The organism is Moheibacter sp., from assembly GCF_049672845.1.
Lineage (GTDB): Bacteria > Bacteroidota > Bacteroidia > Flavobacteriales > Weeksellaceae > Moheibacter.
Genome location: NZ_JBATWT010000009.1, coordinates 1 through 13,390, shown reverse-complemented (window position 1 = coordinate 13,390; position 13,390 = coordinate 1). Strand labels below are relative to the sequence as shown.

At 38.1% G+C, this 13,390-nt stretch carries 13 protein-coding genes; 9 read left to right on the top strand and 4 right to left on the bottom strand.

All coding sequences use genetic code 11. The features are described 5' to 3' along the window. Window positions 1–177 precede the first annotated feature (177 nt). The 3 genes from WBF63_RS04035 (at window position 178) to WBF63_RS04025 (ending at window position 1,930) form a co-directional block, all read left to right on the top strand. The gene (locus WBF63_RS04035) at window positions 178–366 is read left to right on the top strand and encodes a hypothetical protein (RefSeq protein WP_424368416.1); all 189 of its coding nucleotides are present in this window, start codon (window positions 178–180) and stop codon (window positions 364–366) included. A 100-nt stretch (window positions 367–466) separates the two neighbouring features. Beyond that, window positions 467–877: a CopD family protein gene (locus WBF63_RS04030; protein WP_424368417.1), complete on the top strand. Its 411-nt coding sequence runs from the start codon at window positions 467–469 to the stop codon at window positions 875–877. Between the two features lie 282 nt (window positions 878–1,159). Next, the gene (locus WBF63_RS04025) at window positions 1,160–1,930 is read left to right on the top strand and encodes a hypothetical protein (RefSeq protein WP_424368415.1); all 771 of its coding nucleotides are present in this window, start codon (window positions 1,160–1,162) and stop codon (window positions 1,928–1,930) included. 75 nt (window positions 1,931–2,005) lie between these two features. On the opposite strand, the gene WBF63_RS04020 is transcribed toward WBF63_RS04025, so the two are convergent. Together WBF63_RS04020 and WBF63_RS04015 are read right to left on the bottom strand one after the other, a co-directional pair. Then, on the bottom strand, window positions 2,006–2,980 hold the full coding sequence (locus WBF63_RS04020) for a deoxyhypusine synthase family protein (RefSeq protein WP_424368414.1): 975 nt from the start codon (window positions 2,978–2,980) through the stop codon (window positions 2,006–2,008). 1 nt (window position 2,981) lies between these two features. Beyond that, the gene (locus WBF63_RS04015; RefSeq protein ID WP_424368413.1) at window positions 2,982–4,403 is read right to left on the bottom strand and encodes an arginine decarboxylase; all 1,422 of its coding nucleotides are present in this window, start codon (window positions 4,401–4,403) and stop codon (window positions 2,982–2,984) included. Between the two features lie 314 nt (window positions 4,404–4,717). Here WBF63_RS04015 and WBF63_RS04010 point away from each other — a divergent pair, with 314 nt between their 5' ends. Both WBF63_RS04010 and WBF63_RS04005 read left to right on the top strand, forming a co-directional pair. Beyond that, on the top strand, window positions 4,718–5,206 hold the full coding sequence (locus WBF63_RS04010; protein WP_424368412.1) for a thioredoxin family protein: 489 nt from the start codon (window positions 4,718–4,720) through the stop codon (window positions 5,204–5,206). 10 nt (window positions 5,207–5,216) lie between these two features. After that, complete coding sequence (locus WBF63_RS04005; RefSeq protein WP_424368411.1) at window positions 5,217–5,747, top strand: hypothetical protein; 531 nt, start codon at window positions 5,217–5,219, stop codon at window positions 5,745–5,747. An 18-nt stretch (window positions 5,748–5,765) separates the two neighbouring features. Here the strand turns inward: WBF63_RS04005 and WBF63_RS04000 are convergent, their stop codons facing one another. Further along, entirely contained in the window at window positions 5,766–6,713 is a 948-nt protein-coding gene (locus WBF63_RS04000) for an NAD(P)H-dependent flavin oxidoreductase (protein WP_424368410.1), read from the bottom strand. A gap of 149 nt (window positions 6,714–6,862) precedes the next feature. On the opposite strand from WBF63_RS04000, the gene WBF63_RS03995 reads away from it, so the two are divergent. The 3 genes from WBF63_RS03995 (at window position 6,863) to WBF63_RS03985 (ending at window position 11,278) form a co-directional block, all read left to right on the top strand. Then, a complete protein-coding gene (locus WBF63_RS03995; RefSeq protein WP_084016193.1) occupies window positions 6,863–7,084 on the top strand; it encodes a DUF2795 domain-containing protein in 222 nt (73 codons plus the stop codon). 112 nt (window positions 7,085–7,196) lie between these two features. Next, window positions 7,197–10,571 (top strand): preprotein translocase subunit SecA, encoded by a 3,375-nt coding sequence (secA, locus tag WBF63_RS03990; RefSeq protein WP_424368409.1) that lies wholly within the window; start codon window positions 7,197–7,199, stop codon window positions 10,569–10,571. Window positions 10,572–10,771: 200 nt separating this feature from the next. Continuing rightward, a complete protein-coding gene (locus WBF63_RS03985; RefSeq protein WP_424368408.1) occupies window positions 10,772–11,278 on the top strand; it encodes a DUF1648 domain-containing protein in 507 nt (168 codons plus the stop codon). Between the two features lie 80 nt (window positions 11,279–11,358). Here the strand turns inward: WBF63_RS03985 and WBF63_RS03980 are convergent, their stop codons facing one another. Beyond that, on the bottom strand, window positions 11,359–12,444 hold the full coding sequence (locus WBF63_RS03980) for a tyrosine-type recombinase/integrase (protein WP_424368407.1): 1,086 nt from the start codon (window positions 12,442–12,444) through the stop codon (window positions 11,359–11,361). A 74-nt stretch (window positions 12,445–12,518) separates the two neighbouring features. Between WBF63_RS03980 and WBF63_RS03975 the strand changes: the two genes are divergently transcribed. After that, on the top strand, window positions 12,519–13,130 hold the full coding sequence (locus tag WBF63_RS03975; protein ID WP_424368406.1) for a hypothetical protein: 612 nt from the start codon (window positions 12,519–12,521) through the stop codon (window positions 13,128–13,130). Window positions 13,131–13,390 lie beyond the last annotated feature (260 nt).

Genomic DNA, 13,390 nt, shown 5'->3' with positions numbered 1-13,390 from the left:
GCTGTAAAAATCCTGCGCGTATTCTTGCGAATGTCTTTTACAAATGTTTCTGTACTTTTTTTCTTCGGTGTTCCCATAATTAAAGCTAATTCTTTTTTTGAAAACACTCCTTAAGTTTTTATATTATAATGTCCACTTTTTGCTGACGATTTACAAGATACAGGGAACGGAGTTTTGATGGGAGCACCTGCGAGTTCAGCTCAGGGCGTATTGGTTTTGGAGTCTCCAAGACTGGCATTGGTTTTACCGAAAGTAGCCGATCCTGAAATCAACGTCAAATCTCCTTATCCGGGTATGATTTGTTATGATACTACGAGCGATTCGATTGCCGTTTTTGATGGTGTTTACTGGAATTACTGGAAATAAGCGAAGCTTAAATGGTGATTTCGCTCTCAAATTATACTAAATTTGAGGTAAACTTTCAGTCGTGAGCCATCATTTATTATTGGTCATTCATCTGATTTCCATGGCGGTATGGGTAGGCGGACATCTTTATCTGGCTGTTCGCATTCTGCCTGAAGTTCTGCGCATCCGAGATTCGGAAAAGCTACTAAGGTTTGAGAAAAGTTTTGAACCCCTTGGAATGCCTGCGCTTTTACTACTGGTGATTACCGGCGTCTGGATGAGTCTTCAGTTCGGGATTTCCTGGAACGAATGGTTTGATTTTGATTCACCAATGGAAAGAGTTATTTCCATCAAACTGATCTTGTTGTTTTCCACGGTTTTATTTGCCATCAGTGCGCAAACGAGAGTTCTCCCCAAATTAAGAAAAGGAAAAGATCATCTGAATGAAATGGCGGTACATGTGATGATGGTTACGCTTCTAGGAATTGCGATGCTGGTTTTGGGAAGTTTTCTGCGTTACGGTGGATTTTAGTTTGAATCCTTCCGGCTAAATTACCACCTACTTTAATCGGATTTGCTTTGGAATACCCATATCGGATATCTTCGTTTTGATCTTGATTGAATAAATTCATTGAGAAATAATAATATTTCTAAAAATAGAAATTATTCTCCGATTTAATTCTCCTCAAATTACCTTCAAACTCATAGGGCAATTGCCTTATTTTAATGGTTTTATGCGAAATTTTGCTTTTGAAAATTCTCAGATTCAGATTAAATATTCAATATTGCATCATCATTTTAAAACTTAAAAGACATGAAAACTAAATTATTTCTGCTGATGTTTGCGGTAATTGGCGGTTTCGCTTTTGCGCAAAAAGTTAAATATTCGGACTCGGAACTGAAGATGCTGAAAACCTACTATTTCAATGAAGGTTTCGACAAACCTGCTACCAAAAAAGTTTCTACGGTAATTATGAAAGACGGTTCCGAACACAAAGGTTATTGCACTGCGGTAATAACCAAAAAAGGTCAAATCCATGAAATTGTGTTCAAGGACAGTATTACCAACAAAAAGAATACTTATAATGCGAGTCAGATTAAAGAAGCTTATCTTTTTGCGAGCGGATTTGAGAAGTGGGGAAAGGTTACGCAAAAATTCAGTAATTATGGAATGGGGAATCGTAACAGTGTGAAAAAGATTACCAGCAATGATGAAATTTACTTTGTCAATCAGGCGGTTTCGCTCAAAAACAAACAAGAGGAAAAAGAGTTTTTAATGCAGCTGATCAATCCGGATTTCAGTAATATCATCGAAGTTTATCACGATCCGATTGCCAAAGAAACAAAAGGATTTTCGGTAGGCGGTTCTCCCAGTTTCGGCGGTGGCGTCATTAAGTCCTATTATGTAAAAAAGAACGATAAAGTGATTTGGCTGAAAAAAGCTGATTTTGAAGATAATTATGAATTTCTCTTTGGGGATAATGCCGAATTTATGCAAAAATATCCGCTGAATTCTGTTAACTGGGACTGGTTCGGTGCGCTTGTGTTGGAATATACCCGAATGTCTTTGGAGAATCAAGGATAGGATTCTTACAAAAAGAAAAACCGGTAGCTTAGAAAATTTCAGCCACCGGTTTTATTATTTATATTCGTTAAATTCTTATTGTCCTAAAATCCAAGCAAAAATCAATGGTGCAACAATAGTCGCATCCGATTCAATCATGAATTTTGGTGTGTCGATGTCCAGTTTCCCCCAAGTAATTTTCTCATTTGGAACGGCTCCCGAATAAGATCCATAAGAAGTGGTGGAATCTGAAATCTGACAGAAATACGACCAGAAAGGAACATCTGTCCATTCCAAATCCTGGTACATCATGGGAACCACACAAATCGGGAAGTCTCCCGAAATTCCTCCGGCAATTTGGAAGAATCCTACACCTTTTCCATCGGAATTCGCTCGGTACCATTCGGTCAAATAAATCATATATTCAATTCCTGATTTTACAGTCGAAGCTTTCAGGTTTCCTTTGATGACGTTGGAAGCGAAAATATTTCCGGTAGTGGAATCTTCCCATCCCGGACATACAATCGGCAAATTCTTTTCAGCCGCTGCCACAATCCAGGAATCCTTCGGATCGATTTCATAATACTCTTCCAAAACACCTGAATTCACGACTTGATAAAGGTATTCGTGCGGCAAATAGCGTTCTCCTTTTTCTTCAGCTGCGTGCCAAACATCTTCTAAATGCTTTTGCAAACGACGGAAAGCTTCCTCTTCGGGAATACAAGTATCGGTCACTCGGTTGAAGTGCGTATCGAGTAATTCTCGCTCCTGTTCAGGCGTCAAATCTCTCCAGTTTGGAATTCTTTTATAATGAGAATGTGCCACAAGGTTCATTACATCTTCTTCCAGATTGGCACCTGTACAGGAAATAATATGTACTTTGTCCTGACGGATCATCTCAGCTAATGAAACGCCCAATTCGGCCGTTGACATAGCTCCGCCCAGTGAAATCAGCATTTTCCCACCTTCGTTCAGGTGTGCTTCATATCCTTTTGCTGCGTCCATTAAAGCAGCCGCATTGAAATGACGGTAATTGTGTTCAATAAACTTACTTACAGGTCCTTTGCTCATTTTATTTTGTTTTATCGTTTTTCTTTTTTGATTTATGGTACTGATTATAACCTAAAATATCCAAAACTTCTTCGTGGGTTTGTTGTTCGGAAAACACTTCGACTTCATAATTTTCGTCAATGAGTAAATATTTAGGCTGGGGAATCAGGCAATGGTGAATTCCACCAAAACCGCTGATGTTATCCTGATAAGCACCCGTATTGAAAAATCCTACATAAAGCGGTTTATTGGTATTAAATTTCGGCAAATAAATCGCATTGACGTGCTGTTCGGAATTATAATAATCATCGCTGTCGCAAGTGAGTCCGCCCAATAAAACACGTTCATATCTGTCCTGCCAACGGTTAATTGGAAATAATACAAATCTTTTATTAATCGCCCAAGCATCGGGCAAAGTCGTCATGAATGAAGAATCGATCATGTTCCAGGACTCACGGTCGTTTTGCTTTTTTTGTTGAAGAACTTTGTAAATCATCGCACCGCTCTCTCCTACTGTAAAACTTCCAAATTCCGTAAAAATATGCGGCACAGGAATTTCCCAGTCGTCACAGATGATTTTGATCTGGTTCAGGATTTCCTCCACCATATAAGCGTAGTCAAATTCGAAACTCGGCGAATTCTTTACAGGGAATCCACCACCGATGTTCAAACTGTCCAAAGTTGGGCAAACTTCCTTTAGTTTCACATAAACCTGCAGACATTTGGTAAGTTCGTTCCAATAATAAGAATTGTCCTTGATTCCGGTATTGATGAAGAAATGCAGCATTTTCAGCTTTACATTTTTTTCATCTTTGATATAATTATTATAAAAAGGAACGATGTCTTTATAACCAATTCCCAAACGGGACGTATAAAATTCAAATTTTGGTTCTTCCTCCGAAGCAATCCGAATTCCGATTTCCAGTTTTTTATCGGTCGCTTCCAATAAAAGCGGAAGTTCTTCCAAATTATCGATGATCGGAATTACCTTTTTGTGACCGTTGTTGATTAGACGCGCAATGTTTTCAATGTATTGATTGCGTTTAAAACCGTTGCAGATCACATATTGGTCCGTCGTCATCAATCCTTCTTCCAAAAGATTTTCTACGATATTGATGTCATAAGCCGAGGAAGTTTCGATGTGAATATCATTTTTCAGTGCCTCTTCCAAAACATGGTGAAAGTGCGAACTTTTGGTACAGTAGCAATAACTGTATTTTCCTTTGTAACCGAGTTTTTTTCGTGCGGCATCAAACCAGCCTTTGGCTTTCTGGATGTTTTGTGAAATTTTTGGTAGGTAGGTAAATTTCAGCGGTGTCCCGTGTTCCTCAATAAGTTGCATAACATCAATACCATGGAACTGCAGGTTGCCGTCTACCAGCTTAAATTCTTCCGTAGGAAAATAAAAGGATTGCTCAATTAAATCTAAATATCTTGTATTCATTTGTGTTTATAATGGTTTAAAATTTTGTCTAAATAATTCTGCTTTCGTTGTTTGCGTTTTATTTAAACCCTTAATGAACACATTACTTTTCGAATAATTCCCTCAAATGGAGTTAATTCTTTGAAAAATCTTTCTTTCAATTCTTAAAACTTGATTTAAATTAAATAAAAATAGGTTCTTTCAAAATCAAACAACAAATATAATTATTTATCAGAATGAAAAATGAATCTAAGAAATAATTTATAAGCTGAAAGTTAAATTCCTGAAATACAAATTCAAATGTAATATCTTTGGTGCTTATTAATTTTAATTTTATGAGAAATTTCATCGGAATAATTTTATTCATATTCAGTCTTCAAATCGCTCAGGCCCAAGAGAAATTCAATGCTTACAATCCGGAGGCCGATGCGAAAAAAGACATTGAAAATGCGGTTGTTCAAGCTAAAGCAAACGATAAACATATCCTGATTCAAATTGGCGGAAACTGGTGCGGCTGGTGTAAATTATTTCATGATTTGACTACGACGGACGAAGAATTGAAAGCCTATATCGCAGAAAATTTCGAAGTGGTTCATTTGAATTACAGCAAAGAAAATCAAAATCTGGATGTTTTGGAAACTTTGGAATTTCCGCAACGTTTCGGATTTCCGGTTTTTGTGGTTTTGGATGGAAACGGTAAAAGAATTCACACCCAAAGTTCGGGTTATCTGGAAGAAGGAAAAGGCCATAGCAAAAAACTGGTAATGGAATTTCTTCAATCCTGGTCACCGGGTGCTTTGAATCCGGAGAATTATAAGAAATAATTAAATCCAAATGTCAAAACTCCTACCTATCCTGTTTTTTTGTCTGGTTTTTATTCATTGTAATTCATCGGGGATTTCCGGTCAAGATCAGGTACGACAATTGAGTTCATCTGAATTTGATTTATTGAAAAACGAACTGAAAAAGTATAACTTTGGTCAAATCCAAGACACCATCATTATCAAATATGATTATGACAGGGAATCTTGCTGGAATAATTTGGATCAGCAAACCGACGAATATATAAAAACGGTCATCTCTGAAAGACAGAATTTCGTTCTCGAAGAAATTTCAAAAAGAAAAAATTTGTCCTTCTTTCATTTTAAAGAACCCGGAAATAACTTTAATAAAATAATCAGTTGGGACGAGCGTGTTTTGACTGATACTGCTGGCGTTCTGAAAAACCTATATTTTCACAAGTCCAATTTCTGTGGAAATTCAGCCATCATTCTTCCCGATGGTAAAATGATTTTCATCAAATCAGATGCGCATTTTGATGCCTTGAAATGGAATCAGGAAAAAATCAGGAAAGTTTTGAATTAAAGCTTTATCATTTAATATTTAAATAAAGTCTTTCTGAAACCCAAAGTCCAGATTTCGGATTTCGCTGAGAATTTCATTGAAAACTTCTTCTACTGAAACCACGGAATCAATTAGCGAAGCCACCTGCCCTATTTCCAATTCCCCATTGACCAAATCGCCTTCAAACATTCCTTTTTTGGCGCGGGCTCTTCCCAATAATTCGATTAGTTCTTCTTTGGTCGCACATTTTTCATAAGCCTGAACAACTTCCTGATAGAATTCGTTTTTAATCAATCGAACGGGTGCTAATTCTTTCAAAGTAAGTTCTGTTCCTCCTTCATTTGTGTTAACAATTATTTCTTTGAAACGATTATGTGCAGAAGATTCATAAGTGGCGGCGAATCGCGATCCGATTTGAACTCCGTCGGCTCCGAGCAGCATAGCTGCAGCAATTTGTCGGCCAGTAGCAATTCCTCCCGCAGCAATTAAAGGAATCTCTATTTTCCGTTTGACATCAGGAATCAGACAAAAAGTCGTGGTTTCATCTCTGCCATTATGTCCGCCCGCTTCAAAACCTTCTGCCACTACTGCATCTACTCCTGCGTCTTGGGATTTGATGGCAAATTTCGCGCTGCTCACGACGTGAACAACTGTAATGCCTTCGTTTTTAAGTATCTGCGTCCAAGTTTTTGGATTTCCGGCAGATGTGAAAACGATAGGAACTTGCAGCTCTATGATAGTTTCAATATGCTTTTCAATATCGGGATAAAGCATCGGTAGGTTTACTCCAAAGGGTTTATCGGTCGCTTTTTTAGTTTTTAAAATATGTTCTCTAAGCACATCTGGGTACATACTTCCGGCTCCTAGCAGTCCTAAACCTCCTTGATTACTCACTGCTGAAGCAAGTTTCCATCCGCTGTTCCAAATCATTCCGGCCTGAATGATGGGATATTTAACTTTGAATAAATTACTTATTTTATTTGTCATTTTTTTCGATACATTTGCCCAAAAATAGAAAATTTGTAATCAATAACTGACACAAATATTTTTGGCAGATTTTTTGATTCCGCAAAGCCGCCTGATTTACTGTCAGGCCGTAGATTTAGTAAATAACCAAATATTATAAAGTTTAGAATATGTATTGGACTTTAGAACTGGCATCTTATTTAAGTGATGCTCCCTGGCCGGCAACAAAAGATGAATTAATCGACTATGCAATCCGTACCGGCGCTCCGCTTGAAGTAGTGGAGAACCTTCAATCCATTGAAGATGAAGGCGATTCTTATGAAAGTATTGAAGAAATCTGGTCTGATTATCCGACCGATGATGATTTCCTTTGGAATGAAGATGAATATTAAAAAATAAAGCCCAAAAAAGGGCTTTTTTATTTCGAATAAACAAGCAAACCTTTTCATTGACGTATATTTGTAAATCGGGAAACCGATTCGTCCTTGATGAAAAAAATGAATTATGAGTATTATTGAAAAAGTATTAAAAGGTTTTTTAGGCGATAAAAATCAGAAAGACGTAAAAGAATTACAGAAATATGCTGAAAAAGCATTGCAAGCTGAAAAGCAGATTGAAAATCTGTCCCATGACGAACTGAGAGCCAAAACAGCTGAATTCAAAACCAAATTGGCAGAAGCCACCAAAGCACAAAAAGAAGAGATTGCCGATCTGAAAAAGAAAGCAGAAACCACTGAAAATTTTGATGATAAAGAAGGCATCTATGAGCAAATCGATAAGCTCAACAAAGAAGCTTACGAGATAGAAGAAAAAATCCTGATGGAAATTCTTCCCGAAGCATTTGCCGTAGTGAAAGAAACCGCCAAGCGTTTCAAAAACAATTCTGAAATTGAAGTAACCGCTACCCCATTTGACCGTGAACTTTCTGCCACAAAATCCTATGTGGAAGTCGTAGACGAAGAAAAAGTCAAATGGCATAATTCCTGGGATGCTGCCGGAAAGGAAGTAGTTTGGGATATGGTTCATTATGACGTTCAGCTCATCGGTGGTACGGCGCTTCACCAAGGAAAAATCGCTGAAATGCAAACGGGTGAAGGTAAAACTTTGGTCGCAACACTTCCAGTTTATCTGAATGCATTGTCAGGTCGCGGTGTGCACTTGGTTACCGTGAACGATTACCTTGCCAAACGTGACTCGGCTTGGATGGCACCGATTTTTGAATTCCACGGAATGCGTGTGGATTGTATCGATTACCATCAACCCAATACAGAAGGAAGAAGACAGGCGTACAAAGCCGATATCGTATATGGAACCAATAATGAGTTTGGTTTTGACTACCTGCGTGACAATATGGCCAATACACCCGAAGGTCTGGTTCAGCGTGAACTGAACTTCGCGATTGTCGATGAGGTGGACTCGGTTTTGATTGATGATGCGAGAACGCCTTTGATTATTTCAGGTCCGGTTCCTCAAGGCGACCGTCAGGAATTTGATGCCTTGAAACCAAAAGTTGAAAAAATCTTCAACATTCAGCGTGAAGAATTAGGTAAAACCCTGAACAAAGCCAAAAAATTATTTGAAGAAGGCGATAGAAAAGATGGTGGTTTCCATTTGTATCAGGTATTCCGTGGATTACCCAAATACAAGCCTTTGATTAAGTTTTTAAGTCAGGAAGGAGTTCGAACGCAATTACAAAAAACAGAAGGACATTATATTGCGGACAATAACCGTGAAATGCCGGAAGTAGATCAGCACCTTTATTTTGTGATTGACGAGAAAAACAATCAGGTGGATCTGACTGATAAGGGAATTGAATATCTTTCCCAAGGAATGGAAGATCCGAATTTCTTCATCTTGCCCGATGTAGCAACCAAGATTGGTGAAATTGAAGCGAAAAATTTACCAAAAGAAGAAGAATACCAGGAAAAAGAAGAATTCTTCCGTGAATTTTCCATCAAATCCGAACGAATTCATACGTTAACCCAATTATTAAAAGCCTATACCCTATTCGAAAAAGATGTGGAGTATGTGGTAATGGACGGTCAAGTAAAAATTGTGGATGAACAAACGGGTCGTATCATGGACGGACGTCGTTATTCAGATGGATTGCACCAGGCGATTGAGGCGAAAGAAAATGTGAAAATCGAAGCGGCTACCCAGACTTTTGCAACGGTAACTTTGCAGAATTACTTCCGTATGTACAACAAATTGGCCGGTATGACGGGTACGGCGGAAACGGAAGCAGGCGAATTCTGGGAGATTTATAAATTGGACGTGGTGGCTATCCCGACCAATCGTCCGATTGCAAGATTTGATTTACAGGATAAAGTTTATAAAACAAACCGCGAAAAGTTCAATGCAGTAATTGAAGACATTGTGGATCTGGCAGAAAACCAAAAACGCCCCGTACTTGTGGGTACCACCAATGTTGAAACTTCGGAATTGTTGAGCCGTGCGCTTAAACTTAGAAAAATTCAGCACAATGTATTGAACGCGAAATTGCATAAAAAAGAAGCCGACATCGTGACCGAAGCAGGTCGTCCGGGTGTGGTGACCATCGCTACAAATATGGCGGGACGTGGTACCGACATCAAGATTACACCGGAAGTAAAAGAAGCCGGTGGTTTGGCAATCATCGGTACGGAAAGACACGATTCCAGACGAGTTGACCGTCAGTTGCGTGGACGTGCCGGTCGTCAGGGAGATCCGGGTAGTTCGTTGTTTTATGTTTCGCTTGAAGATAATCTGATGCGATTATTCGGTTCGGAAAGAATCTCCAAACTGATGGACCGAATGGGACACAAAGAAGGCGATATGATCCAGCATTCGATGATTTCTAAATCCATCGAACGAGCGCAAAGAAAAGTTGAAGAAAATAACTTCGGAATTCGTAAACGTTTGTTGGAATATGACGACGTGATGAACAAACAGCGTGAGGTAATTTACCGAAGAAGAAAAAATGCATTGTTCGGAGAGCGATTGGATGTGGACATTGCCAATATGATTTATGATACGGCAGCTTCTATTGTGGCCGAAGCTAAGAACAATGAAAATTACAAACAGCTTGAATTTGATCTGATCAAATATTTCACAATGGATACACCGATTACGGAAAGCGAATTCAAATCGACTTCTGTTCGTGATCTGACTGAGAAAGTTTACAAAGCAGCGGTTGCAGATTATCAGCGACACATAGATCTGCAAGCCGAAAAAGCTTATCCGATCATTGCTAGCGTTTATGAAAATCCTTCCAATCAGTTCAGCCGTATTCAGGTTCCTTTTACCGACGGAATTAAAACACTGATGGTTGTAACAGATCTGAAGGAGTCTTATGAAACACAAGGTAAAAAACTGGTAAAGGATTTTGAAAAAGGAATCGTTTTGAGCCTGATTGATGAACATTGGAAAGAACATTTGCGTGATGTGGACGATTTACGTCGTTCGGTTCAGAATGCGGTTTACGAACAAAAAGATCCGCTTGTGATTTACAAACAAGAATCTTTCTTTGTGTTCCAGCGAATGCTTGACCGTGTGAACAAGGAAATTATTTCTTTCTTGTTTAAAGGAGAATTACCTACACCAGACCCTCAACAAATTCAGCAGGCAAAGCAGGTGAAACAAGAAAAAGTTGAAACCAACCGTGGTGCAGATGCTACTCCTACTCCATCGGGAAATAATGGTTATTACAGTAGTTCTACTTCTGCAACGAATGCACCTGCACAGCAACCGGAAGTAACAGCGCCGCGCACCGTAACCAAAATCGGAAGAAACGACAAAGTCGCCATCCGAAATGTGAGTACCGGAGAGAAGCAAGAATTGAAATACAAACAAGCTCAACCGATGATCGAAAGCGGTGAATGGGTGTTGGTTGAAAATTAAAAATTGATTTTTTATAATGAAACGGAGGCCTTTGAGGCTTCCGTTTTTTTGTTGTTGAAATCTATCTCTTGAGCTAAGGTGTAAGGATTTAGTATTTTGAAGCCATGACTGTCCGCATTTGAGAATGATACTACCCTTTTGATAGGTTTAAAAATATTTTATAAATTTCAAATGATATATTTACTCTAAAAATTTAAGCAATGGCAGGCAGACCAAAAATTAAATTAGAACTTACAAGATCTGACAAAATTCTGGAGATTATGGGTGGAGGTTTGATTTTTGCGATTTGGGTTTTGGTATTGGTCAGCTATCCAAGTTTACCGGAAAGCATTCCCACGCATTACAACGGCACGGGCGAAGCAGATGCTTTTGGTAGTAAATCTTCGATTTTAGGATTACCTTTGGTTGCAACGGCTCTATTTATCGGACTTAGCATTTTGAACCAATATCCGCATACCTTTAACTATCCGGATAAAATTATCGAAGAAAATGCCAGGTATCAATACCGGAATTCTACAAGGATGCTTCGCTGTCTAAAACTGGTGATTCTTATTATTTTTGGGATGGCTACTTATCTGACCATCCGAAATGCTCATCAGGAAACGGCTCAAATAGGTAAATGGTTTTTGCCTCTGACGTTGGGACTTATATTTATTCCTGTTATTTGTTTTCTAATTCGGGCTTATCGAGGCGATTCAAAAAATTAGTTCTTTATTTTAATTGAATTTTAGCAAGAATTCGCATTTCATTCAAATAAAATTATTTCAAAATATTAGAAATTAAATACTTATAAATTATCCAGAGGGCTTTTGATTTTACGTTTGGTCTGGTCGGTCAATCCTGTATAACTCATGGTGGTTTTGATGTTTTTATGCCCCAGAAGTTCCTGTACAAAGCGAATGTCGGTTCCTTGTTCGATCAGATGCGTGGCATAGGAATGTCGCAAGCTGTGCACTCCTACTCTTTTGTTGATTTTGGCTTTTTGCATGGCTTGTTTAAAAACCATCTGAACGGAACGGACTGAATATTGCCCGCCGTATCGGCCATCAAATAGATATTCCCGGGGGTTGTATTCGTCGCAATACGAATGAAACTCCTGCAAAATAGATTCCGGTAAATTTACATATCGGTCTTTCTTACCTTTTGCACGGGTGATGAGTACTTGCATGCGCTGAGTGTCAATGTCTTCTAATTTGAGACTGACGGTTTCACTGACGCGTAATCCCATTCCGTAACATAATTTGAGCAGTAAACGATGTTTGGGGTTTTCTGTCACCTCAAACATTTTTTTGATATCATTTGCAGAAATAGCTTTGGGCAAGGAACTTGGCTTTTTGGGTCGGGGAATGTCTAAGAAGATTTTTTCGCGATGCAAAACCTTTTCGAAATAAAATTTCACAGCGTTCATACGGCTATGAACCAAGTTTTCGGAAAGTTTCAATTTTTTGATACAATAGAGAAAATAAGACCTGAGTTTTTCTGCGGTTAGCGCATCTACGGGATGATGCCGGATGGTTTTGAGAAGTTGGGAAAATTCTGTGGTATAAGTGCGAATGGTATTTGGGCTATATCCTTTGAGAAGAAGTTGTTCGGTGAACCGTTCCAAAGCCGGTTGATTGATCGGATGAATGTCTTTAAATGCCGATTTTCCGTAGTATCTTTGTTCCAATTGGAAAAGGTTTCGGTAATGGGGGATGTCGGGTACATACCATTTTTTATTTGCCGGACTCCATCGGGCTTTTGTATGGGTTTTAAGGTGAAGTTTTACTTGGAGTGTGTAAGGAAAACTAATCCATATCACCGATTTTTCTTGATGCTCCCCTATTTGAAACTCAAATAAAAGGGGATTAAAAACTTTTGATAGAGAGTCCATATCTATTCGTTTTTTGTATTGTCATTTACAAATATGCGCAATTTTTTTTAGAGATAAGAAATCCAGTTTACGAAATGAAGCAAATGGATAACTCATTGACAGTCAACACACCTCAAAGAGAAGTAGAAAAATTGTCTTCATTCAGAAAATTGTCGTATAATTGCGTATATAATCTAGTTATAGGCAAGTTAAACCCAACTAAACTTAAAAATAAGCAATATCATATGGCAAGTTGTTTTATCATATACAAAGACGGTCGTTGTTTTTCAAGAAGATGGTCAGGTTATGATTATATTATCAAAATTGCAATTAGAGAATTAAAATCAATTGAAAATGGCTTACCTTTAGCTAATTGGTTAGAATTACAAATACCAATAGAAGATATCGAAATTGAAAGCGATAGTTGCTATGGATTTTATAATTCAAGAATTGACGATTGGGTTAATAGATACTTAGACATAAGAAGTTTAACTCCCGAAAATCAAAAACTTTTTTGGGAAGCTATAACAAAAGGCCGAATTAAATTAATAAATGAAGGGAAAAATTATTCAGAATTGAATCTAGATTATTTCGAACGATTTTATAAAATGTATGAACTCGCAGAAAATGGAGAGCCACCGATGGATTATAATGATTGGGGAAAACTAGCTGAACCATGCTCGGAAAAAAATGGCCCTGGATGGTAATCGGTAAAAATTAAATAATATAACCTGCCTATAACAGCGGTAACTGTTGCACAACTCCAAATTTTATTGAAAACAAAAATTCTTGACCTCGTTTAAGCTGTTTTAAGCAAGGTTTGTTTTTGTCGAGAGTTTTGTTGCCGGATTTTTAGGATAGCTTATATCCCCTATTTTGATGGCTAAAGTGTTGTTTTTGGAGGAAACAACATAGTCCTTTCATTACGGTCATTTTTAGGGCTATGATTTGCGGTGTTTTGCAGGTG